Raw genomic sequence first — 23,689 nt, forward strand, 5'->3', positions numbered from 1 at the left:
CCGGCACCGGCACCGGGGCGGCTTCCCCGGCGACGCTCACGCGCCGCCGTGCTTCGCGACGTACTCCCGCGCTTTGGCCAGCAGCTCCGGATGGAGGGCCTCGCCCGCCGCGAGGACCTCCGGCAGCAGCGCGCGCTCGATGGTCCCGGCCCGGAAGGCCATGCTCACCGTCACCCGGTGGCCGGGCCGGTGCACCGTCTCGATCGGGTCGCCCGCGCGGATCGCGCCGGGCTCGACGACCCGCAGATACGCCCCGGTCCCGGCGTGCCGGGTGAAGCGCCGCACCCAGCCCTTCTCGCCCAGCCACTCGGCGAAGGTGCGGCAGGGGACACGGCCGGACGTCACCTCCAGCACCAGCCGGTCGCCGATCCGCCAGCACTCGCCGATCAGGGCGTTGTTCACATCGAGCCCCTGGGTGGTGAGGTTCTCGCCGAAGACGCCGTTGGGCAGCGGGCGGCCCAGCTCGCCCTCCCAGAAGTCCAGGTCCTCGCGGGCGAAGGCGTACACCGCCTGATCGCTCCCGCCGTGGTGACGCCGGTCCCCGATCGCGTCGCCGGCGAGCCCGCTGCCGCCCGAGCCCTTGGGCCCGGGGTCGCTCACCCACACGGCTTCCTCGACCGGCCGTTTGTCGATCGCGGTGGGGAAATCGCTGTATTCCACGGTGCGGGTGAGGCCGGTGTTCACGGTCAGAAGCTTCATGAACGTCACGTTAATCCCTCAACAATCCCCCAACATCAAACTATCTGTCGAATAATTGCCTATATCCCCAAGGGGTGCTTATAGTGAAAAGGTGATCGAGGCCCGTCATCTCCGAGTCCTGCGCGCGGTGGCCACCACCGGTTCCTTCTCCGCCGCCGCCCGCGCCCTGGGCTGCACCCAGCCCGCCGTCAGCCAGCAGATGAAGGCCCTGGAGACCTCCGCGGGCACCCCGCTGCTGATCCGCGCCGGCCGGGAGATGCGGCTGACCCAGGCCGGAGAGGTGCTGGTGCGCCACGCCTCCGGCATCCTCGCCGGGCTGACCGCGGCGGAGGAGGAGATCGCGGCCATCGCCGGGCTGCGGGCGGGCCGGGTCCGGCTGGTCTCCTTCCCCAGCGGCAGCTCCACCCTGGTGCCCACCGCCCTCGCCGCGCTCCGGGCCGCCCACCCCGGCACCCAGGTCTCGCTCGTCGACGCCGAGCCGCCGCGCTCGGTGGAGATGCTGCGCGAGGGCGACTGCGACATCGCGCTCGCCTTCCGCTACGGCGGGGCCGCCGAGCGGGAGGGCGAGTGGGACGACCTGATCGTCCGGCCGCTGCTCTCCGACCGGCTCGTCGGGCTGGTCCCCGAGGGGCACCGGCTCGCCGGGGCGGGCGCGGTCGCCATCGGCGATCTCGCCGGCGACCCCTGGATCGCGGGCTGCCCGCGCTGCCGCCGTCAGCTGGTCGAGGTCTGCGAGGAGGCCGGCTTCACCCCGCGCATCGACTTCGCCACCGACGACTACCCGGCCGTGATCGGCCTGGTCGGAGCCGGTCTGGGGGTCGCGGTGCTGCCGGAGCTGGCGCTGGAGTCGGTACGCCCCAAGGGCGCGCGCGCCATCACGGTCGACCCGCCGGTGGTGCGGGAGATCGTCGCCCTCACCCTGCCGGACCTCTCCCAGGTCCCGGCGGTCGCGGCCACCCTCGACCAGCTCGCCCTGGCGGCGTCCCGCTGACACCGGCGGGCCTCCGCGCCCGTACCGGCGCTCGTGTCCGTACCCGTACCCGTACCCGTACCTGCAACCGTGCAGGAACGTTTCTGCGAAGGGCTGGGCGTCAGTCCTGCCCCGTGCCCGTCGTGCTGGCCGCCGGGACCAGCCGGTGCCGCGCGCGGCCCATCAGCTCCTCGCGCTCGTCCTCCGTCAGTCCGCCCCACACCCCGTAGGGCTCTCGCACCGCCAGTGCGTGCGCGGCGCACTCGGCGCGGACCGGACACCTCATGCACACCTCTTTCGCCGAGTTCTCGCGCGCGCTGCGCGCGGCCCCCCGCTCCCCCTCGGGATGGAAGAAGAGCGAGCTGTCCACACCCCGGCAGGCCGCGAGGAGCTGCCAGTCCCACAGGTCGGCGTTGGGTCCGGGAAGGCGGGAGAAATCTGCCATAGCGCTTGCCCCTTGAAACCGTGCTGAGCGGATCCGGTCAGGTCGCGTCGCGCGAGCGGAGGGGCCACGAGCCGCACCCGGCGCCCGCACACTGCCTCACGACCGTACATCTACTGTGTTAGTAGATGTAAATATGACTCATTACGAATCTAGCCACAGACACCACCCAAAGTGAAGAAAATCAGCTAAATGGTGCATAAGGGATGAAAGAAGAACCATTCCCCCTCGGCCGTATGGAGGCCCGCACCGCCGAGCACGCCCTCTCGCGTGAAGTGCTGAAGAGTCCGCTCCGGGCCGTAACTCTTTCGAGTGACCATCGTTGGTAGTGCGGAGGCGGTTGAAGCAACAAGTGCTCGGGCACACGTCCGAGTGCGCTCAACCGCACAGGTGAAGAAACGTACCCAGCCTGGAGGCTCAAGGTGACGCGCATCAGCTGCGGAGGGCGGCCATGACATCCGTCCTCGTCTGCGACGACTCCCCGCTTGCCCGAGAGGCGCTCCGCCGCGCGGTCGCGACCGTGCCCGGCGTCGAGCGCGTGACGACCGCGGCCAACGGCGAGGAAGTCCTCCGCCGCTGGGGCGCCGACCGCTCGGATCTGATTCTGATGGATGTACGCATGCCCGGCCTGGGCGGTGTCGAGACGGTCCGCCGGCTGCTCTCGGCCGACCCCGGCGCCCGGATCATCATGCTCACCGTCGCCGAAGATCTCGACGGAGTGGCGCTCGCGGTCGCCGCGGGGGCCCGCGGCTATCTGCACAAGGACGCCTCCCGCGCCGAGCTGCGCGCGACGGTGACCCAGGCGCTCGCCGACCCGACCTGGCGGCTCGCCCCGCGCAGGCTGCGCTCGGCCGAGATGGGGGCCGCGCCCACGCTCACCGCGCGCGAGATCCAGGTGCTCGAAGGAATGAGCCACGGCCGTTCCAACGCCGAGATCGGCCGCGAGCTGTTCCTCTCCGAGGACACGGTGAAGACCCACGCGCGCCGCCTCTTCAAAAAACTGGGAGCCTCGGACCGTGCGCACGCGGTCGCGCTCGGATTCCGCTGGGGCCTGGTCCGTTAGGACTGTTCGCGGGGTGCCCGAGAGGTGCGACCGACCCCGCTCGCCGTACGGTGGGCGGGGCGACGGGCGGCCGCGGGCATCCGTTTCCCTCGCGATGCCGCATCCTTGAGGTGTGGAGTTCCTCGGGAACGAGTCCGGCGAGCGGAAGGGGAGGGCGCAGGCAATGAGTTCCGGCGCACCTGCTCATAACGCTTCGGTGCACAACATGGGACACGGTGCCACGGATCAGCGGCCACCGATGCACCATGGACCGATGCGTGACGACAACACCACGGTCATCGGTGCGCTCGTCCACCGTGCCGTCGAAGGGGACGAGCAAGCCACGCACGACCTCCTCGCGCATGTCCATCCACTCGCGCTGCGCTACTGCCGCACCCGGCTCAACCGGCTGCCCGGTGACGCGCGCCACTTCGTGGAGGACCTCGCCCAGGAGGTCTGCGTCGCCGTGCTGATGGCGCTGCCCCGCTACCGGGACACCGGCAGACCCTTCGAGGCGTTCGTCTTCGCCATCGCCACCCACAAGGTCGCCGATCTCCAGCGCGCCGCCATGCGCCACCCGGGATCGACGGCCGTGCCCTCCGACGAGATGCCCGAGCGCCCCGACGACTCCCTGGGTCCCGAGGAGCGCGCCCTGCTCAGCGATGACGCGGAGTGGGCCAAGAGGCTGCTGGCCAACCTCCCGGAGAACCAGCGCGAGCTGCTGGTGCTGCGGGTCGCGGTCGGCCTCACCGCCGAGGAGACGGGCCAGATGCTGGGGATGTCCCCCGGCGCGGTCAGGGTCGCCCAGCACCGGGCGCTCAGCCGGCTCCGCGCGCTCGCCGAGCAGTAGCCGCCGTTTTCCCGTCGTTTCCGGCGTTTCCCGCGCTTCTCGCGGGTGTGTGTCAACCCACAAAGCCGCCGAGCATTCTTGATCGTGGAATGAGAGGGCGTCCCGGGCCGTTAGCATGGACATCCGCACCGATCAAGGCCATTTGGGGAAGGTGTCATGACCAACATCGACGGAGTGCCCGAGAAATTCGCGACACTCGGGCTGACCTACGACGATGTGCTGCTGCTGCCGGGCTCCTCCGACATGGCTCCCGACCAGATCGACACCTCCTCGTACATCTCGAAGAACGTCCGGGTGAACATCCCGCTGCTCTCCGCGGCGATGGACAAGGTCACCGAGTCCCGGATGGCCATCGCGATGGCCCGCCAGGGCGGCGTGGGCGTGCTGCACCGCAATCTCTCCATCGCCGACCAGGCCAACCAGGTCGACCTGGTCAAGCGCTCCGAGTCCGGCATGGTCACCGACCCGATCACGGTGCACCCCGACGCCACGCTCGGTGAGGCCGACGAGCTGTGCGCGAAGTTCCGCATCAGCGGCGTCCCGGTCACCGACCGCGCGGGCAAGCTGCTCGGCATCGTCACCAACCGTGACATGGCCTTCGAGTCGGACCGCAGCCGCCAGGTGCGCGAGGTCATGACCCCGATGCCGCTGGTCACCGGCAAGGTCGGCATCTCCGGCGTGGACGCCATGGAGCTGCTGCGCCGCCACAAGATCGAGAAGCTTCCGCTGGTCGACGACGCGGGCGTCCTCAAGGGCCTGATCACGGTCAAGGACTTCGTCAAGGCCGAGAAGTACCCCAATGCCGCCAAGGACAAGGACGGCCGGCTGCTCGTCGGCGCGGCCGTCGGTGTGGCCGGTGACGCCTTCGAGCGCGCCCAGGCCCTGGTCGAGGCGGGCGTCGACTTCATCGTCGTGGACACCGCGCACGGTCACTCCCGGCTGGTCGGCGACATGGTCGCCAAGATCAAGTCGAATGCCTCCGGCGTCGATGTCATCGGCGGCAACATCGCCACCCGCGACGGCGCGCAGGCGTTGATCGACTCCGGCGTCGACGGCATCAAGGTGGGCGTCGGCCCCGGCTCCATCTGCACCACCCGCGTGGTCGCCGGCATCGGCGTGCCCCAGGTCACCGCGATCTACGAGGCCTCCCTCGCCGCCAAGGCGGCCGGTGTCCCGGTCATCGGCGACGGCGGCCTCCAGTACTCGGGCGACATCGCCAAGGCCCTGGTCGCGGGCGCCGACACGGTGATGCTCGGCTCGCTGCTCGCGGGCTGCGAGGAGTCGCCGGGCGAGCTGCTCTTCATCAACGGCAAGCAGTTCAAGTCGTACCGCGGCATGGGCTCGCTGGGCGCGATGCAGTCCCGCGGCGAGCAGCGCTCCTTCTCCAAGGACCGCTACTTCCAGGAGGGCGTCGCCTCCGACGAGAAGCTGGTTCCCGAGGGCATCGAGGGCCAGGTCCCCTACCGGGGTCCGCTCTCGGCCGTCGTCCACCAGCTGGTGGGCGGTCTGCGCCAGTCGATGTTCTACGTCGGCGGTCGCACGGTCCCCGAGCTCCAGTCCAACGGCCGATTCGTCCGGATCACCTCGGCGGGGCTCAAGGAGAGCCACCCGCACGACATCCAGATGACGGTCGAAGCACCGAATTACAGCAGGAAGTAACAGCGCGAAGCAGTAGCCCTCGCCTGTCAGGGGCGGTTCCGGTTCTCCGGATCCGCCCCTGTCGTATGCGTCGGTGATACTGGTAGGCGCAGACGTAGAGGGAAAGGCCACACAAGGTGACTGAGATCGAGATCGGGCGCGGCAAGCGCGGTCGCAGGGCGTACGCGTTCGATGACATCGCCGTCGTACCGAGCCGGCGCACACGGGACCCGAAGGAGGTCTCGATCGCCTGGCAGATCGACGCCTACCGCTTTGACCTGCCCTTCCTGGCGGCTCCGATGGACTCGGTGGTCTCTCCGCAGACCGCGATCCGCATCGGCGAGCAGGGCGGCCTCGGCGTCCTCAACCTCGAAGGACTGTGGACGAGGTACGAGGACCCCCAGCCGCTGCTGGACGAGATCGCGGAGATGGCTCCGGAGACCGCGACCCGTCGCCTCCAGGAGATCTACGCGGCCCCGATCAAGGAAGAGCTGATCGGGCAGCGCATCAAGGAGGTGCGGGACTCGGGCGTGGTGACGGCCGCCGCGCTCTCCCCGCAGCGCACCGCCCAGTTCTCCAAGGCCGTGGTCGACGCCGGTGTGGACATCTTCGTCATCCGCGGCACCACGGTCTCCGCCGAGCACGTCTCGGGCGCGGCCGAGCCGCTCAATCTGAAGCAGTTCATCTACGAGCTGGACGTTCCGGTGATCGTCGGCGGCTGTGCCACCTACACCGCCGCGCTCCACCTGATGCGCACCGGCGCGGCCGGCGTCCTCGTCGGCTTCGGCGGCGGCGCGGCCCACACCACCCGCAATGTGCTGGGCATCCAGGTCCCGATGGCGACCGCGGTCGCCGATGTCGCGGCCGCCCGCCGCGACTACATGGACGAGTCCGGCGGCCGTTACGTCCACGTCATCGCCGACGGCGGCGTGGGCTGGTCCGGAGACCTCCCGAAGGCGATCGCCTGCGGTGCGGACGCCGTGATGATCGGCTCCCCGCTGGCCCGTGCGACGGACGCGCCCGGCCGCGGCCGTCACTGGGGCATGGAGGCGGTCCACGAGGACGTGCCGCGCGGCAAGCTCGTCGACCTGGGCATCGTGGGCACCACCGAGGAGGTCCTCTCGGGCCCCTCGCACACCCCCGACGGTTCGATGAACTTCTTCGGGGCGCTGCGTCGCGCGATGGCGACGACGGGCTACAGCGAGCTGAAGGAGTTCCAGCGGGTCGAGGTCACCGTCGCGGACTCGCAGCACAGCCGCTGACCCGCGCGTAGCGTACGAGAGGGGCCCGACGCCTTTGAGGAAGGCGTCGGGCCCCTCTTCGTGCGCCCAGGGTCACCCCGGGGTACGCCCCGGGCCGTCACAGCCGGTGGGCGGCGCCCGCCGGGGTGGCTCCCCTGGTGTCCAGGAGCAGCTGCGCCTTCACGGCGAGGCCCTGGAGGTCGTAGGTGCGGTGGTGCTGGAGCAGTACGGTCAGATCCGCCGCGGCGGCTGCCTCGTAGAGCGAGTCCGCGCGGGGGACGGGCTGGTCGCGCACCCGCCAGTCGGGGACGTACGGATCGTGGTAGCTGACGGCCGCGCCCAGGTCCATCAGCCGGCGGCTGATCTCCTGGGCGGGGGAGCCGGCCAGATCCGCGAGGTCCGGCTTGTAGGTGATTCCCAGCAGCAGCACCCGTGCGCCCCGGGCGGATTTTCCGTGCTCGTTCAGCAGGGTGGCGCAACGCTGGATGACGTATTGCGGCATCCGGGTGTTGATCTCCTGGGCGAGGCCGACCATCCGCAGCGGATGACCGGGGGTGCGCCCGCTGTACGGGAGGACCCCGGGGTCCAGCGGCACGCCGTGGCCGCCGACGCCCGGGCCGGGGCGGAAGGCCTGGAAGCCGTACGGCTTGGTCTCGGCGCAGCGGATCACGTCCCAGAGGTCGACCCCGAGGTCGTGGCAGAGCACGGCCATCTCATTGACCAGCGCGATGTTCACATGGCGGAAGTTGGTCTCCAGGACCTTCACGGTCTCGGCCTCGCGCAGTCCCCGGGCGCGGACGACCTTGTCGGTGAGCCGGCCGTAGAAGGCGGCGGCGGACTCGGTGCAGGCGGGGGTGAGGCCGCCGATGACCTTGGGGGTGTTGGCGTAGTCGTGGGTGCGGCTGCCGGGATCCACCCGCCCGGGGGAGTAGGCCAGATGAAAGTCGCGGCCGGCCCGCAGCCCCGAGCCGTCCTCCAGGATCGGGCGCAGCAGGGAGTCGGTGGTGCCGGGCTGTACGGCGGATTCGAGCAGCACGGTGGTGTGCGGGCGGAGCCGGGCGGCGAGGGCGCGGGCGGCCTCGGTGAGGGCGGTGAGGTCGAGGTTGCCGTCCGGGCCGAGGGGGGTGGGGGCGCAGATCGCGGCGGTGCGGACGCGGCCGAGTTCGGCCGGGTCCGTGACGGTTCTGAAGCCTCCGGAGAGCATGCGCCGGATGTCGGCGGGGGTGCGGCCCGCGGCGGGTTCGGTGAGGTGCCGGGGGTCGGGGTCGTAGCCGATCGTCTCGATGCCGGCGGCCACGGCGGCCTGGGCGAGGGGCAGGCCGTGGTGACCGAGTCCGATGACGGCGAGGTCTGCGGGCATGCGTGTGGCCGTCCTTCCCATAGCCGGAGGGGAGCGTGGGCGCAAGCCCTGTGGGCGGAACGGGCGGGTGCGCAATGTCAGACTAGGCGTAAATATGACCGATATGCGGTATTGCGGGGCTGTGGCGGTCCGAGTGTTATCCACAGGCGGTGGCTGAAGTCGGTGACTGCGGACAGAATCGATGGTGAGGGACCGGCCGGTCGGTCGGTGCGGCCGGCCGCGGGCCGGTGCGGGCCGGCCGGGGTCCGTCGGGCGGGCGTGCTCGCCGGCCGGGCCGGGCCGGGAATGCGGGGCGCGGTGTCCGGGCAGAGGTACACGGGGGCGACGGGAGGCAAGCACAGTGAAGACAGCGACACTGGGACCCGAAGAGCGCGCCCAGGCACTCGCCGGCATGGCCGATCGGGAGCTGGACGTACTGGTCGTCGGCGCGGGCGTGGTCGGCGCGGGCACCGCGCTCGACGCGGTGACACGAGGGCTCTCCACCGGGCTCGTGGAGGCCAGGGACTGGGCATCGGGCACATCGAGCCGCTCCAGCAAGCTCATTCACGGCGGGCTGCGCTATCTGGAGATGCTGGACTTCGCGCTCGTCAGAGAGGCGCTCAAGGAGCGCGGGCTGCTGCTGGAGCGGCTGGCCCCGCATCTGGTGAAGCCGGTGCCCTTCCTCTATCCCCTGGAGCACAAGGGATGGGAGCGGATCTACGCCGGATCGGGCGTCGCGCTCTACGACGCGATGTCGGTCTCCTCGGGCCACGGCCGCGGCCTGCCCGTGCACCGCCATCTCTCCCGCCGGCAGGCCCTGCGCGTGGCCCCCTGTCTGAAGAAGGACTCCCTGGTCGGCGCGTTGCAGTACTACGACGCCCAGATGGATGACGCCCGGTATGTGGCGATGCTGGTCCGCACCGCCGCGAGCTACGGGGCCCAGGTCGCCAGCCGGGCCCGGGTCGTCGGCTTTCTGCGCGAGGGCGAGCGGGTCGTGGGCGCGCGCGTCCAGGACGTCGAGGGCGGCGGGGAGTACGAGATCCGCGCCCGCCAGGTGGTGAACGCGACGGGGGTGTGGACGGACGACACCCAGGCGCTGATCGCCGAGCGCGGCCAGTTCCATGTGCGCGCCTCGAAGGGCATCCATCTGGTGGTGCCCAAGGACCGGATCCACTCCACGACCGGGCTGATCCTGCGCACCGAGAAGTCGGTGCTGTTCGTCATCCCCTGGGGCCGGCACTGGATCGTCGGCACCACCGACACCGACTGGGACCTCGACAAGGCGCACCCGGCGGCCTCCAGCGCCGACATCGACTATCTGCTGGAACACGTCAACTCGGTGCTGGCCGTGCCGCTGACCCGCGACGACGTCCAGGGCGTCTACGCGGGGCTGCGACCGCTGCTCGCCGGGGAGTCGGACGCCACCAGCAAGCTCTCCCGCGAGCACACGGTGGCCCACCCGGTCCCCGGGCTCGTGGTCGTGGCGGGCGGCAAGTACACCACCTACCGGGTGATGGCGAAGGACGCGGTGGACGAGGCGGTGCACGGGCTGGACCAGCGGGTCGCCGACTGTGTCACCGAGAATGTGCCCCTGGTCGGGGCCGAGGGGTACACGGCGCTGTGGAACGCCCGGGCGAGGATCGCCGCGCGCACCGGCCTCCATGTGGTGCGGGTCGAGCATCTGCTGAACCGGTACGGCTCGTTGGCCGAGGAGGTGCTCGACCTCATCGCCGAGGACCCCGGTCTCGGCGAGCCGCTCGGCGGGGCCGACGATTATCTGCGCGCCGAGGTCGTCTACGCCGCGTCACACGAAGGGGCACGGCATCTGGACGACGTGCTGACGCGGCGCACCCGGATCTCGATCGAGACCTTCGACCGGGGGACCCGCAGCGCACGCGAGTGCGCGGAGCTGATGGCACCCGTCCTGGGCTGGGGAGCGGCCCAGATCGACAAGGAGGTCGAGCACTACGAGAAGCGGGTGCAGGCGGAGCGGGAGTCCCAGCGGCAGCCCGACGACCTGACGGCGGACGCGGCCCGGCTGGGAGCGCCGGACATCGTGCCGCTCTGACACCTCCCGTTCCGCCCCGCGCCCGTGCTCACGCGCTCTCGCCGGGGCGGTGCGTGACGCCCCGTCCGCCGAGGGGACGATCCGTGACGTACCGTCTGTTCTTCGGGCGCGCCCCGAGCGCGTGGGCGACGAGCCTCACACCGGAGAAGGAATGGTGGAGGTTTCAACCTTCCGGACCCGCACCGGTGGTCGGCGGACCCGGGAGAAACGCCCGTCCCGGAGTGAGGGACAATGAAGGCTCTGCCAAAGCGTGTTACCGCATCGCGCGGGAGCGGCAGGCGCGGGCGAAGACCACGGATCGCAGAGGGGACGCATGTCGGAGGCGGAGCAGTCGCGGGAGCCCCAGCAGGACAGGTCCACCGACTCCACGGCACCGGAGCCGGGTGATTCCGGCGAGGCGTCCGGGGAGCCCGCGCCCGGCGAGGGCCCCGACGCACCGGGCAGGGGAGCGGCGGCGGTCCCGGCGGCGCGGACCGGTTCCCGGTCCGGCGGACGGGAGGCTGACGCCGGTACAGACGCACCGCCCGGGGCGGAGGTTGAGTCCGGCGGTGCCGCGACCGGCGCGCTGCCCGCCGTCGTACCCCCGGCGCGCAGAACGACGGAGAGCGCGCCCGCGCGGAGCGGCGCGGCCCCGGCCCGCGGCTCCGGCCGGGGGGCGGCCTCCGGCCGGGACCCCGAGGGGCGGCTGCTCTCCGGCCGTTACCGGCTCGGCGGCGTGCTCGGCCGGGGCGGCATGGGCACGGTCTGGCGCGCGGAGGACGAGACCCTCGGCCGAACCGTCGCCGTGAAGGAGCTGCGCTTCCCCAACAGCATCGACGACGAGGAGAAGCGCCGCCTCATCACCCGCACCCTGCGCGAGGCCAAGGCGATCGCCCGGATCCGCAACAACAGCGCGGTGACGGTCTACGACGTGGTCGACGAGGACGACCGCCCATGGATCGTGATGGAGCTGGTCGAGGGCAAGTCCCTCGCCGAAGTCATCCGCGAGGACGGCACCCTGACACCGCGCCGGGCCGCCGAGGTCGGGCTCGCCATCCTCGACGTACTGCGCTCCGCGCACCGCGAGGGCATCCTGCACCGCGATGTGAAGCCGTCCAATGTGCTGATCGCCGACGACGGACGGGTGGTCCTCACCGACTTCGGCATCGCCCAGGTCGAGGGCGACCCGTCGATCACCTCCACCGGGATGCTGGTCGGCGCGCCGTCGTACATATCGCCGGAGCGGGCGCGCGGCCACCGCCCCGGGCCCGCCGCCGACCTCTGGTCGCTCGGCGGACTGCTCTACGCGAGCGTGGAGGGCTGCCCGCCCTACGACAAGGGCTCCGCGATCGCGACCCTGACCGCGGTGATGACCGAGCCTCTGGACCCGCCGAAGAACGCGGGCCCGCTGGAGGAGGTCATCTACGGCCTGCTCGCCAAGGACCCCGAACAGCGGCTCGACGACCGGGGCGCGCGGGCGCTGCTCACCAAGGTGCTGCTCGCTCCCGACGCGCCCGCGAGCCCCGAGCCGCCGGTCGACGCCACCCGCGCGATGGCGATCCCGCCGATGCCGCCGCCCGCGCCCCGGACGAAGACCAAGGGCCCCGCGCCCCGGAGCGGCCCGCCGGCGGCGGCCGGCGGAGCCCTGGGCGGCCCCGGGATCGCTCCGCGCGCGGCCCCGGTCCCGCCCCGGCCGCCCGTCCAGCGGGCCACGCCGGTCCGTGCCTCGCTCACCGATGTGGTGCCCCGCCGCACCCTGGTGATCATCGCGGTCGTGGTCGCGCTGGCCGTCGTGGCCACCGGGGTCTTCCTGACCCTGCGCAAGACCGACGACTCCCAGAACGAGGGCAAGGGCGACGCGGCCGTGTCGGCCGGCGCGAAGACCCCGGGCGGCGAGGAGACCCCGGGCGACAAGTCGCCCGACGGCGAGCCGGGCCGGTCCGCCGACTCCGGCACCGACCCGGACTCCGGCACCGACTCCGACCCCCGCCCGGAGGACTCCGCCGACAGCGACAGCTCCTCCCCCTCCGACTCCGGCTCCGCCTCGGCCAAGGCCCCCGACGACAAGCTGCCCAAGGGGTACGGAAACGTCTCCAACGGCCGGTTCCGCTTCTCCATGGCGATGCCCGAGGGCTTCCGGATGACCGGCGTCGCGGGCCAGAACTCCGGCGGCATCTTCAGCGAGAGCGGAGGATTCCCCCGGGTTCAGGTCGACTTCAACGACAGCCCCAAGGACGACGCGGCCGCCGCGTGGAACGCCGCGGTCCCCGGCACCCGCGCCCAGAGCGACGGCTACCGGCACGGCGGCGTCAGGACGGTCGAGTACAAGGGCTATCCGACCGTCGCGGACTGGTCCTTCGAGCGCAACCAGAAGGGCGAGCGAATACGCGTCCTGAACAGGGGCTTCAAGGTCGACGCGGAGCACGGCTACTCGATCATGGTCAGCTGTCCGGCGGGCGACTGGGACAAGGCGGAGTGCAAGACGCTCCGGGACACCGCGTTCGCCACATTCAAGCCCAAAGGCTGAGCGGGGCCACGTATCGTGAGAGCGCGTGGCCGCCGGACCCCGGCAACGGGCCGCAGGACGACCGGAATTGACGCACGGAGAGCCGCACCGATGTTCCGGATCTCCGCCCCGGCGGTGTGATCCGGCCGGTGAGCGGGCAGCTCGCTTGAGGGGAGGCGACATGGACGACTACGCGGGACGGGTGCTGGCCGACCGCTACCGCCTGCCCCTGCCCCCGGCCGACGCGTACGAACTGGCCGTGACCCGGGCCTTCGACACCTACAGCGGACAGGAAGTCCTGGTCCGGCAGGTGCCGCTGCCGGAGGTCGTGGAGGCCGAGGTTGTCGAGGCCGACGGCACCGCGGCCCGCGGCGACCGGCCGAGAACGGCCCGGGGGCCCGCCGACCCGGCGGTGCTCCGCGCCGTCGAGGCCGCCCAGGCCGCCGCCCAGATCCCCGACCACCCCCGGCTCGACCAGGTCTTCGACGTCTTCGCGGAGGCCGGTTCGCTGTGGATAGTCAGCGAGCGCGTCGCCGCCCGTCCGCTCGCGGCCCTGCTCGCCGAGCGGCCACTCACGCCCTACCGGGCCGCCGAGGTCGCCTCCGACGTCCTGACCGCCCTGCTCATCCTGCACGCCCACGGCTGGACCCACCGGAACATCACCACCCGTACCGTCCTGGTCTGCGACGACGGACGGGTCGTCCTGACCGGCCTCGCGGCCGGCGCCGCCGAGGAGGCGCTCTGCGGGTACGCCCCGGTGCCCCAGGAGGTCCCGGACGCGTACGCCGAGATGCTCCCGCCGTACGACGACTCCGACGACAACGGCTACGCGGACCACGCCGACCACACGGGCGGTACGGGCGGCGATGACGGCACGGAGTACCCGGAGGAGTACGAGGCCGACGGCGACGAGGCCGGTGAGCTGATACCGGGCCTCCGCTACGACGGTGACGTCGACGGTGACGACGAGGGGCAGGGGCAGGGGCAGGGCGAGGGACGGCCGGAGCACCCGGGGAGCCCCGCGGCGGACGTCCGGGCCGCGAGACCGGGGGCCATCGCGGCCTACCGGGCGGGCGTCGGCGCGGCCACGGCCCGTACCGGCGGGGAGCCGCCCACCGGCACGCCTCCCGCGCCCGGCGGCCAGGACCCCGACTGGTGGGCGCGCAAGCCGGGAGAGCCCGCCCGGCCCGTCCTCCACCAGGACGACGACCCCGACGACGATCTCGACGACGACGGCCGGGACCCCGATCGCGGCGGCTACGCCCGGCTCGCCGGGACCTGGCACGACAGCCCCTTCCCCGGTCAGGACGGCCCGCCGCCGCTCCCGGCCGGCGGCGGCTTCCTGCCCGCCGAGCCCCGGGCGCTGCCCGCGCCCCGTACCCCCCGGCCGCTGCCGGAGGCCGAGCGCCCCGAGCCCGAGCCCGAGCCCCCTACGGACCGGACGGACCCGGCCGACCGGGCGCTCGCGCCGTACCGGGAGACCGATCCCTACGGCGTACACCGGCAGCCGCCCTCGCCGGACGAGCGCCCGGCAGCCCTCCCCGCGTCCGCCGCCTCCGGCGGCTGGGACCGGGGCGGCGCCGGCCGTGAGGCGCTGCGCGCCGACGCGCGGCGCAGGCCGCTGCCCGCCGCCGAGCCGCCGCCCGCGCCCGGCCGCTGGGACGAGATCGCGACGCCCGGCGACACCCCCCGCTACCAGGGGCCCGCCACCCCGCTCGCCGCCGAACGGGCCCGGCAGGCGAGGATCGCCGTCGTCGGCGCGGTCACCGAGCGCTGGGCCCCCGAACAGGCCGGCCCCGTCCATGAGAACTGGCAGCTCGCCGCGCCCGTCGGCCCCGCCACCGACCTCTGGGCGCTGGGCGCGCTGCTCTACCGCGCCGTGCAGGGCCACGCCCCCTACCCCGAGGAGAGCGCCGCCGAGCTGGTCCAGCTCGTCTGCTCCGAGCCGCCCGCCTACGCCGAGGAGTGCGGCCCCCTGCGCCCGGTGGTCGAGTCCCTGCTGCGCCAGGACCCCACCGAACGCCCGGACGTCGAGGAGCTGCGCGGCTGGCTGCGCTCGCTGGTGCGCTCCGCCCCCGAGCCGGAGGCCGGGACCGGCGTGGTGCAGCTGCCGCCGCCGAGCGCGCCCGAGGGCAGCAGGCTCCCCGTCGTACGCCGCAGGGGCGAGCTGGTGCGCAAGCGCCGCACCGGCTCCGCCGAGGTGGTCCACGGCAGACACCGCCACAAGAAGCCCCGCCCGGAGCGCCGCCGCCCCCGGTCGCTGGGCCGCCTTCTGCTGCTGCTGATCCTGCTGCTCATGGCCGGGGCGATCGCCTACGCCGTGAAGTTCATGCCCGCGGCCGACAGCCAGGACGCCACCGGCCCCCAGGGCGGGGCCACCACCCGCCCCACCGCCTCCGAGAGCCCCGGCCCGGCCCGTACCACCGCCGGGTCCCCGCCCTCGTCCTCGCCGTCTTCGTCCCGGACCGCCGCCGAGGGCTCCCGGCAGCCCCAGACCACCGCGCCCGCCGCCGATGTGCCCGCCGGGTACGTCCTGCGCGAGGACCCCGAGGGCTTCCGTACCGCCGTCGACAAGACCTGGCAGCGCCGGCCCATCAACGACATCGGCCAGATCCGCTACAGCGACGGCGACTTCACCCTGATCGTCGTCCCCGGCCGGGACACCGTCCGCACGAGCGGCGACGACCCGCTCACCTACCAGAGCGACAAGCAGCGCGAACTCCAGCCGTACCGCGAGTCGTCCTGGGCCGAGGCGACCGGTCTGCGGCGCATACAGGTCGGCCGGCGGGTCATGGCCGAAGGCCAGTACAGCTGGCAGGACGCGGCGGGCCGCCAGGTCTACGTCCGCAATCTGGTGATGATCCTCGACGGCAGCTACCACATCGTCCAGGTGATCGGCCCGGACGAGCAGCGGGACAGGGTGACGGAGGCCTACCGGGCCGCCGCCGACGCCTACCGCACCACCCGCTGACCGCCCCCGCCCCGCACCCCCGCAGGGACAAGCCGCTGATCAGGGCTTATGCGCCAGTGAACACTGGCGTGATGGCGAAGGCCGGGCCCGGGAGCGGGCAGGGGCGGCCACAAGCTGTTACCGGTGGGTATCCAAAGCGTCGGCCGACGGCTTACGCTCGGGCCCATGACCGTCTCGAAGACCCCCGCCACCGCCCTCGGCGTCAACCCCGCGGCCCTCGCGCCGGCCGGCGCGCGCACCGCCGCCGACGTGGTCACACCCGAGGTGGTCGCCCGGCTGACCCGGGGCGTCGTCGGATCCGGCCGCACCGCCGGCCACACCCCCTTCACCGGCGAGACACTGGCGGAACTCCCCGAGTCGACCCCGCAGGACGTCGCCGAGGCCTTCGAACGCGCCCGCGCCGCCCAGAGCGCCTGGGCCGCGATCCCGGTCCGTGCCCGCGCCGCCGTGCTGCTGCGCTTCCACGACCTCCTTCTCGACCGGCAGGCCGAGATCCTCGACCTGATCCAGCTGGAGACCGGCAAGGCCCGCCTCCACGCCCACGAGGAGGTGCAGGCCGTCGCGGTGGCCGCCCGCCACTACGGCCGCCGCGCCGCCTCCTATCTGCGCCCCCGCCGCCACCCCGGCGTCGTCCCGGTGCTCACCAAAACCACCGAGCTGCGCCATCCGCGCGGTGTCGTCGGCCAGATCGCCCCCTGGAACTACCCGCTGGAACTCTCCATCGGCGACGCGCTGCCCGCCTTCGCCGCGGGCAACGCCGTGGTGATGAAGCCCGACACCGAGACCGCGCTCACCGCCCTGTGGGCCATCGATCTGCTGGTCGAGGCGGGGCTGCCGCCCGAGGTCTGCCAAGTGGTCCTGGGCGAGGGCCCGGTCGTCGGCCCCGAGGTCGTTCGGCACGCCGACTACGTCTCCTTCACCGGCTCCACCCGCACCGGCCGCGAGGTCGCCCGGGGAGCCGCCGACCGTCTGGTCGGAGTCTCCCTCGAACTCGGCGGCAAGAACCCCATGCTCGTCCTGGCCGACGCCGACGTCGAACAGGCGGCGGCCGGAGCCGTCCGCGCCTGCTTCTCCTCGGCCGGACAGCTGTGCGTCTCCATCGAGCGGATCTACGTCCACGAGTCGATCGCCGACCTGTTCACCGAACGCTTCGCCGCCCGGACGAGGGCGATGCGCCTCGGCAACTCCCTCGCCTACGGGGCCGACATGGGCTCGCTCGCCGGGGAGCGCCAGCTGGAGACCGTCGTACGCCATGTGGACGAGGCCGTCGCCAAGGGCGCGACCGTCGTCGCGGGCGGAGTGGCGCGCCCCGACATCGGTCCGCTCTTCTACGAGCCGACCATCCTCGACGGGGTCGAGCCGCCGATGGCCGTCTGCGCCGAGGAGACCTTCGGGCCGGTCGTCTCGCTCTACCGGTTCACCGACGAGGACGAGGCCGTCGAGCGGGCCAACGCCACCGAGTACGGCCTCAACGCGAGCGTCTGGTCGCGCGACGGCCGCCGGGCCCATGCCCTCGCCGCCCGGCTGCGCGCGGGCACGGTCAACATCAACGAGGCGTACGCGGCGGCCTACGGCAGCGCGGCCTCCCCGATGGGCGGAATGAAGAACTCCGGGCTGGGCCGCCGCCATGGCTCGGAGGGCATCCTCAAGTACACCGAGGCGCAGACCGTCGCCCAGCAGCGGCTGATGCCGCTCGCGCCCGCGTTCGGGATGGACGACAAGGGGTACGCGGTGCTCATGACCCGCTCCCTGAAGGCGATGAAGGCCCTGGGCCTGCGCTGATCCGTTCCCGTCCCGTTTTCTCCGCCGGGTCCGACAGAAGAGATGGGGAGCGATGAACGAGCACGACTACGACTACGACTACGACGTGATCGTCATCGGGTCGGGCTTCGGCGGCGCGGTCTCCGCGCTGCGGCTCACCGAGAAGGGCTACCGGGTGGGCGTGCTGGAGGCCGGCCGCCGCTTCACCCGGGAGACGCTGCCGAAGAACTCCTGGGACCTGCGGAACTTTCTGTGGGCCCCCGCGCTCGGGCTCTTCGGCATCCAGCGCGTTCATCTGCTGGGCAAGGTCATGGTGCTGGCGGGCGCGGGGGTGGGCGGCGGCTCGCTGAACTACGCCAACACCCTCTACGTACCGCCCGCGCCGTTCTTCCGGGACCCGCAGTGGAAGGACATCACCGACTGGCGGGAGGAGCTGGCTCCCCACTACGACCAGGCGCGGCGGATGCTCGGCGTCCGGATCAATCCGACGATGACCCCCTCCGACGTCCATCTGCGGGCGACCGCCCGGGCCATGGGCGTCGGGGACACCTTCCACCAGGCGCCGGTGGGCGTCTTCTTCGGCGACGGGCAGGACGCCGACGGCCACTCCCGGGCCGCCCCGGGACAGGAGGCCGCCGACCCCTACTTCGGCGGCGCGGGCCCCTCCCGCAGAGCGTGCACCGAGTGCGGCGAGTGCATGACGGGCTGCCGTCACGGCGCGAAGAACACCCTCGACGAGAACTATCTCCATCTCGCCGAGCGGGCCGGCGCGAAGATCCACCCCATGACGACGGCGGTCACCCTCACCGAGGACTCCCGGGGCGGCTTCGCGGTCGGCACCCTGCCCAGCGACGACCGCCGCAGGGGGAGGGGACGTACGCTCACGGCCGCCCGGGTGGTCGTCGCGGCCGGCACGTACGGGACGCAGACCCTGCTGCACCGGATGCGGGACACCGGGCTGCTGCCCCGGATCCCGGCCGGACTGGGGGAGCTGACCCGTACCAACTCCGAGGCGCTGGTGGGCGCGCAGACCGACCGCCGCCGCTACCGCGCGCGGCACGGCGTGGCCCGGGTGGACTTCACCCGGGGCGTCGCGATCACCTCGTCGATCCATCCGGACGAGAACACCCATGTCGAGCCGGTGCGGTACGGCAGGGGATCCAACGCGATGGGCGCTCTGACCATCCTCCAGGTGCCCTACCGGACCAGGGCCCGGGTCGCGGGCTGGCTCGGGAACATGGCGCGCCACCCGGTGCTCGCCGTCCGCTCGCTGTCCACCCGTCGCTGGTCGGAACGGACCATCATCGGGCTGGTGATGCAGTCCCTGGACAACTCCCTGACGACCTACCGCAGGCCGACCGGGCCGGGGAAGGGCCTGCTCACCGCCCGTCAGGGGCACGGCGCGCCCAATCCGACCCAGATCGAGGCGGCCACCCGGGCCGCCTCCCTCCTCGCGGCGGAGATCAACGGATTCGCGGGTTCCAACATCGGGGAGCTGATGGGCACCCCGCTCACCGCCCACTTCCTGGGCGGCTGCCCGATCGGGGCGACGGCGGACACGGGGGTGATCGATCCGTACCACCGTCTCTTCGGGCACCCGGGCATCTCGGTGGTGGACGGCGCGGCGGTGAGCGCGAACCCGGGGGTGAACCCCTCGCTGACAATCACGGCGCAGGCGGAGCGGGCGATGTCCCTCTGGCCGAACAAGGGCGACCGGGATCCGCGCCCGGCGCAGGGCGCGGCCTATCGGCGTCTCGCGCCGGTGCCGCCGAGGTCCCCGGCGGTGCCGCGGGGCGCGTTCGGGGAGTTGAGGCTGCCGTTCCTGGACATCCCGGTGGTTCCGCCCCGGAGCTGAGCGGAACCACCGGGCCTCGCGGTGTCAGTCCGTCACGCGGTGGTGTTGTCGCGGCGGCGCTTGAGTGTGAACAGCACTCCGGCTCCGGCGAGTACGGCGATGCCGCCGACGGCGCCGATGGTGGGGAGCGCGGAGTCGGCACCGGTCGTCGCGAGGCGGCCGGTCACCGGGAGCTCCGCCAGACCGCCCTGCGGAGCCGGCTTGCCGACCGGCCTGTCGACCGGCTCATCGCCCGTTCCGCCCTTCCCTCCCTCTCCGTCGCTCTCCCCGGTTCCGCCGGTCCCGCCGTTCTCGCCGGGCTTCTCGCCCTCCGACTCGTCGACCTCGCCGGGCTTGCTGCCCGGGGCGAGCACCTCGAAGTTGTAGCGCTTGTGCCCACCGGACTCACAGCTGAGCCCGGACTCCGTCGTCTCGGTGTACCAGCCGCCGCTGAAGGCGGTGCCGGCCCCGGGCTCCGCCTTGGCGTCGACCTTCAGCCGCATCTTGACCTCGGAGTACTCACCGGGCTTGAGCGTTCCGGCCGTGCCGAAGTACCCGAACTCCATGTCGATCGTCTGCCACTTGCCGCCCACCTGCCACTGGAGGGTGACGTACCGGGAGCTGGACTCGTACTGCGTGTCGGTGGTGTAGATCTCCGCGTACGCCGAGATGCCGGTCCTGGTCTGCTCGGACCTGTTCGTCAGCCGGTAGGAGAGATCGATCCAGCCGGAACCGGCCACGACCTTGGTGGGGAGTCCGCGCAGCTCGGTGTCGATCGCCTTGCTCGATTCGACGAAGGTGTCGCACACCTCCCCCTCTTCCTCCTTCGGCGGGTTGGCGGTCATGGAGGCATCGGGGGACGGCGCACTCGGCGTTTTGCCCGGTGTTCTGCCCAGCGCGTCCGAGGAGCCGGGCGCGGTCGGTGCGTCCGGACCCGCCGTGGGGCCGGAGGGTACGACGGCGCCGGCCGGGTCGCTCTCCGGTGTGGCGGGAGCGCTCGACGTGACGTCCGGAGCGGGGGCCGACCGGTCGGGGGCGGGCGTGCTCCCGGTGATGGTGGCGGAGGGAGCGGGTGAGGAGGGGCCCGTCGCGAAGGCGGCCGGAGCGGCCAGGAAGGTGGCGGGGGCGAGGACGGCCGCGGCGGCGGCGACCGTGAGAGTGCGGCGGAGCTTCATGAAGACATGACCTCGGCGTGGTCCGGAGTGCCGCGCGGGCGCGCACGGCACCGAATCTGAAGGGCCTCCCGAGGTGGGGAGCACGGGTGAGGCCTTGGAAACACATGGTTGACGGTTGTACCGCCTAGAAGGTTGTGCATGACACGGATCATGAATTCGTTATTCCGGATTCCGGCGCGCCCGTCGGGGCTCCGCCCGCGTTCCGCCCCGCCCGCCCTGTCGTGCGCGCAGCGGGGCCGCTGCGCCCCCCTCCGAGTGCAGCGGCCCCGCTGTGTTCTGTGGCCCGTGACACCGTGCGGAGTGCGCGGCCTCCCGGGGTGGGAGCGCACGGTGAGGCCTTTGTTACGCATGGTTGACCCGCACCCGGGCCGAAGGGTTGCCCTGCCTCAATCAAGAGATCATGTGATCTGCATCACTTTTCTGCCGTGTGAGGGCAGGCGCTCGGGCCGCAGAGGGGGAGGGCCGAACTCTCCGGTCGCACCGGGGGAGGGGCGGGTGCGGACCGGGTTCTTCGGAGGCCGGGGCCGGAGCCGGAGGCGGGTCCGTCGCGGACCGTTGTGCGGCCGGTCCCGGGCGTCCCCGGAACCGACCGCTCGGGGTGACCGGGCTGCTGTCCCCTGCCGTCCGGTCACACGCGCTGGCGCGAGGTCCCACGACGTGCCTGGGCACGTCACACGCTCCAGCGGAGCCCACGCGTGGTTTCCTGCGAAGCCGCCCCTGGCTGGCACGGACACCGGGACCAACGAACCCTCTTCGCCCACGGTCACGCTCCGTACGGGTGAGAGCGGACCCGAACTCAGATACGGCCCCGGCACAGCTCCAGCAGCGTCATCGCCAGAGCCGTCCCCGGCTTTCCGAGCGCGTCGCGGAAGTGGCCGAGGACCTCCATCTCGCGGGAGAGGTTCACCCGCCGCCCGCCGGAGCCGATCCGTGCCTCCTGGATCACCGCCGACACGGCCATCCGCTCCTGTACGAGGCCGATGATCCGGTCGTCCAGCGCGTCGATCCGGTCGCGGGCGCCGCCGATCAGCTCGGCGGCGCTCTCGGTGCGGGCTCCGGTCCTCTCCGCCGCCGTGGCGGTGGCGGTGACCGTCGTCGGGGCGGTCGTCTGCCGGGGGGTGCTCGTGCTCGTCATGGTCATCTCTCCGGGCTCCGGTGATCTCGGTCGGTCTCGGTGCCCGGGCGGCGGACCCGGAGAACGCCAGAGCGCCCCGGGCCTGTCGGCCCGGGGCGCTCTGGGAAGTCTGCTTTTCAGTGGCTCAAGCAGCACGACCATGGCAGCCGGACGGGCCCGGTGCCATAGGTAAAGACGAAGGTCTGCTGCGTGCGCATGGGCACAGTATGGACCGTGCGCCGACCGGGGGCCAAAGCCCGGCCCGGATGGTGAGACGGGAAAGACCCCCGCACCCCGGTAGAATCGGGAGAACCGAAACCCCCCGCCGGAAGGCCGCCAGTGTCCTCAGCGTCTCCCGCTGCCGCGCCCGATGTCGTACTCGTTGTCGACTTCGGCGCGCAGTACGCCCAGCTCATCGCCCGTCGCGTCCGTGAGGCCCGGGTCTACAGCGAGATCGTCCCGTCCTCGATGCCGGTGTCCGAGATGCTGGCCAAGAACCCCCGGGCGATCATCCTCTCCGGCGGCCCCTCCTCCGTCTACGCCGAGGGCGCCCCGCGGCTGGACCGTGAGCTGTTCGAGGCGGGCGTCCCCGTCTTCGGCATGTGCTACGGCTTCCAGCTGATGGCCACGACGCTCGGCGGCACCGTCGACAACTCGGGCGCGCGGGAGTACGGCCGTACCCCCCTGCACGTCAGCAAGACCGGCTCCACCCTCTTCGAGGGCACCCCGGCCGAGCAGCCGGTGTGGATGTCCCACGGCGACGCCTGCTCCGCCGCGCCCGAGGGCTTCACCGTCACCGCGTCCACGGACGTCGTGCCGGTCGCCGCCTTCGAGAACGACGAGAAGAAGCTGTACGGCGTGCAGTACCACCCCGAGGTGCTGCACTCCACCCACGGCCAGCAGGTCCTGGAGCACTTCCTCTACCGGGGCGCGGGCATCGAGCCCACCTGGACCACCGGCAATGTCATCGAGGAGCAGGTCGCGGCCATCCGCGAGCAGGTCGGCACCAAGCGCGCCATCTGCGGGCTCTCCGGCGGCGTCGACTCCGCCGTCGCGGCCGCCCTGGTCCAGAAGGCCATCGGCTCCCAGCTCACCTGCGTCTACGTCGACCACGGCCTGATGCGCAAGGGCGAGACCGAGCAGGTCGAGAAGGACTTCGTCGCCGCCACGGGCGTTCAGCTCAAGGTCGTCGACGCCGAGGAGCGCTTCCTGACCGCGCTGGCCGGTGTCTCCGACCCGGAGGAGAAGCGGAAGATCATCGGGCGCGAGTTCATCCGCGTCTTCGAGCAGGCCCAGGCCGACATCGTCGCCGAGGGCGCGGCCGACGGCGAGGAAGTCGCCTTCCTCGTGCAGGGCACGCTCTACCCGGACGTCGTCGAGTCCGGCGGCGGCACCGGCACCGCCAACATCAAGTCCCACCACAATGTCGGCGGCCTCCCCGAGGACCTGGAGTTCCAGCTGGTGGAGCCGCTGCGCCAGCTGTTCAAGGACGAGGTCCGGATGGTCGGCCAGGAGCTCGGCCTGCCGGAGGAGATCGTCCAGCGCCAGCCCTTCCCGGGCCCCGGCCTCGGCATCCGCATCGTCGGCGACGTCACCCGCGAGCGGCTCGACCTGCTGCGCGAGGCCGACGCCATCGCCCGCGAGGAGCTGACGGCGGCCGGTCTCGACCGTGAGATCTGGCAGTGCCCGGTGGTCCTCCTCGCCGACGTCCGCAGCGTCGGCGTCCAGGGCGACGGCCGGACCTACGGCCACCCCATCGTGCTCCGCCCCGTCTCCTCCGAGGACGCCATGACGGCGGACTGGACCCGGATGCCGTACGAGGTGCTGGCCAAGATCTCGACCCGCATCACCAACGAGGTCCCCGACGTCAACCGCGTCGTCCTGGACGTCACCAGCAAGCCCCCGGGCACCATCGAGTGGGAGTAGTCCCCTCCGGGCCCGCCAGGGTCGCTTGACGATGCCGTCGCCCATCCGTCCGGGCGGCGGCTTCGTCGTGGGAAGCCGCCCGCCGCCCCCGGCGAGTGAGGCTCACCGCGCCCGGATACATATGTTCAGTTGAG

Annotated in this window: 16 protein-coding genes; 11 read left to right on the plus strand and 5 right to left on the minus strand. The window is 72.4% G+C overall.

Annotation, left to right across the window (positions count from 1 at the left end; genetic code table 11):
- Nucleotides 1-36 precede the first annotated feature (36 nt).
- Nucleotides 37-699: an MOSC domain-containing protein gene (locus tag ABD371_RS20465; protein WP_344478938.1), complete on the minus strand. Its 663-nt coding sequence runs from the start codon at nt 697-699 to the stop codon at nt 37-39.
- Nucleotides 700-790: 91 nt separating this feature from the next.
- On the opposite strand from ABD371_RS20465, the gene ABD371_RS20470 reads away from it, so the two are divergent.
- Complete coding sequence (locus ABD371_RS20470) at nt 791-1,690, plus strand: LysR family transcriptional regulator (RefSeq protein WP_344478941.1); 900 nt, start codon at nt 791-793, stop codon at nt 1,688-1,690.
- Nucleotides 1,691-1,790: 100 nt separating this feature from the next.
- Here the strand turns inward: ABD371_RS20470 and ABD371_RS20475 are convergent, their stop codons facing one another.
- Entirely contained in the window at nt 1,791-2,114 is a 324-nt protein-coding gene (locus tag ABD371_RS20475) for a WhiB family transcriptional regulator (protein ID WP_344478942.1), read from the minus strand.
- Nucleotides 2,115-2,562: 448 nt separating this feature from the next.
- On the opposite strand from ABD371_RS20475, the gene ABD371_RS20480 reads away from it, so the two are divergent.
- The 4 genes from ABD371_RS20480 to ABD371_RS20495 all read left to right on the plus strand — a co-directional run bounded on the left by ABD371_RS20480 (nt 2,563) and on the right by ABD371_RS20495 (nt 6,903).
- The gene (locus ABD371_RS20480; protein ID WP_003948568.1) at nt 2,563-3,174 is read left to right on the plus strand and encodes a response regulator transcription factor; all 612 of its coding nucleotides are present in this window, start codon (nt 2,563-2,565) and stop codon (nt 3,172-3,174) included.
- A gap of 253 nt (nt 3,175-3,427) precedes the next feature.
- Nucleotides 3,428-4,003, plus strand: a complete 576-nt coding sequence (locus ABD371_RS20485; protein WP_190121659.1) for a sigma-70 family RNA polymerase sigma factor — start codon at nt 3,428-3,430, stop codon at nt 4,001-4,003.
- A 156-nt stretch (nt 4,004-4,159) separates the two neighbouring features.
- On the plus strand, nt 4,160-5,662 hold the full coding sequence (gene guaB / locus ABD371_RS20490) for an IMP dehydrogenase (protein ID WP_344478944.1): 1,503 nt from the start codon (nt 4,160-4,162) through the stop codon (nt 5,660-5,662).
- A gap of 116 nt (nt 5,663-5,778) precedes the next feature.
- Complete coding sequence (locus tag ABD371_RS20495) at nt 5,779-6,903, plus strand: GuaB3 family IMP dehydrogenase-related protein (protein WP_190121657.1); 1,125 nt, start codon at nt 5,779-5,781, stop codon at nt 6,901-6,903.
- A gap of 97 nt (nt 6,904-7,000) precedes the next feature.
- Here the strand turns inward: ABD371_RS20495 and ABD371_RS20500 are convergent, their stop codons facing one another.
- The gene (locus tag ABD371_RS20500; RefSeq protein WP_344478946.1) at nt 7,001-8,242 is read right to left on the minus strand and encodes a nucleotide sugar dehydrogenase; all 1,242 of its coding nucleotides are present in this window, start codon (nt 8,240-8,242) and stop codon (nt 7,001-7,003) included.
- A gap of 340 nt (nt 8,243-8,582) precedes the next feature.
- Here ABD371_RS20500 and ABD371_RS20505 point away from each other — a divergent pair, with 340 nt between their 5' ends.
- From ABD371_RS20505 to ABD371_RS20525, 5 genes are all read left to right on the plus strand, one after another.
- Nucleotides 8,583-10,289: a glycerol-3-phosphate dehydrogenase/oxidase gene (locus ABD371_RS20505; RefSeq protein ID WP_344478947.1), complete on the plus strand. Its 1,707-nt coding sequence runs from the start codon at nt 8,583-8,585 to the stop codon at nt 10,287-10,289.
- A 313-nt stretch (nt 10,290-10,602) separates the two neighbouring features.
- A complete protein-coding gene (locus ABD371_RS20510; protein ID WP_344478949.1) occupies nt 10,603-12,795 on the plus strand; it encodes a serine/threonine-protein kinase in 2,193 nt (730 codons plus the stop codon).
- 160 nt (nt 12,796-12,955) lie between these two features.
- A complete protein-coding gene (locus ABD371_RS20515; RefSeq protein ID WP_344478950.1) occupies nt 12,956-15,745 on the plus strand; it encodes a protein kinase family protein in 2,790 nt (929 codons plus the stop codon).
- Nucleotides 15,746-15,910: 165 nt separating this feature from the next.
- Nucleotides 15,911-17,527, plus strand: a complete 1,617-nt coding sequence (locus ABD371_RS20520) for a succinic semialdehyde dehydrogenase (RefSeq protein ID WP_344478952.1) — start codon at nt 15,911-15,913, stop codon at nt 17,525-17,527.
- A 52-nt stretch (nt 17,528-17,579) separates the two neighbouring features.
- On the plus strand, nt 17,580-19,361 hold the full coding sequence (locus ABD371_RS20525) for a GMC oxidoreductase (RefSeq protein ID WP_344478954.1): 1,782 nt from the start codon (nt 17,580-17,582) through the stop codon (nt 19,359-19,361).
- Nucleotides 19,362-19,393: 32 nt separating this feature from the next.
- Here the strand turns inward: ABD371_RS20525 and ABD371_RS20530 are convergent, their stop codons facing one another.
- Nucleotides 19,394-20,515 (minus strand): LPXTG cell wall anchor domain-containing protein, encoded by a 1,122-nt coding sequence (locus tag ABD371_RS20530; protein WP_344478956.1) that lies wholly within the window; start codon nt 20,513-20,515, stop codon nt 19,394-19,396.
- A 796-nt stretch (nt 20,516-21,311) separates the two neighbouring features.
- Nucleotides 21,312-21,650: a chorismate mutase gene (locus ABD371_RS20535; RefSeq protein WP_344478957.1), complete on the minus strand. Its 339-nt coding sequence runs from the start codon at nt 21,648-21,650 to the stop codon at nt 21,312-21,314.
- A 318-nt stretch (nt 21,651-21,968) separates the two neighbouring features.
- Between ABD371_RS20535 and guaA the strand changes: the two genes are divergently transcribed.
- Nucleotides 21,969-23,555 carry a glutamine-hydrolyzing GMP synthase gene (guaA, locus tag ABD371_RS20540; RefSeq protein WP_344478959.1) on the plus strand — a complete coding sequence of 529 codons (1,587 nt, stop codon included), beginning with the start codon at nt 21,969-21,971 and terminating at the stop codon, nt 23,553-23,555.
- The last annotated feature ends 134 nt before the right edge of the window (nt 23,556-23,689 follow it).

Source organism: Streptomyces amakusaensis (assembly GCF_039532665.1).
GTDB classification, from domain to species: domain Bacteria; phylum Actinomycetota; class Actinomycetes; order Streptomycetales; family Streptomycetaceae; genus Streptomyces; species Streptomyces amakusaensis.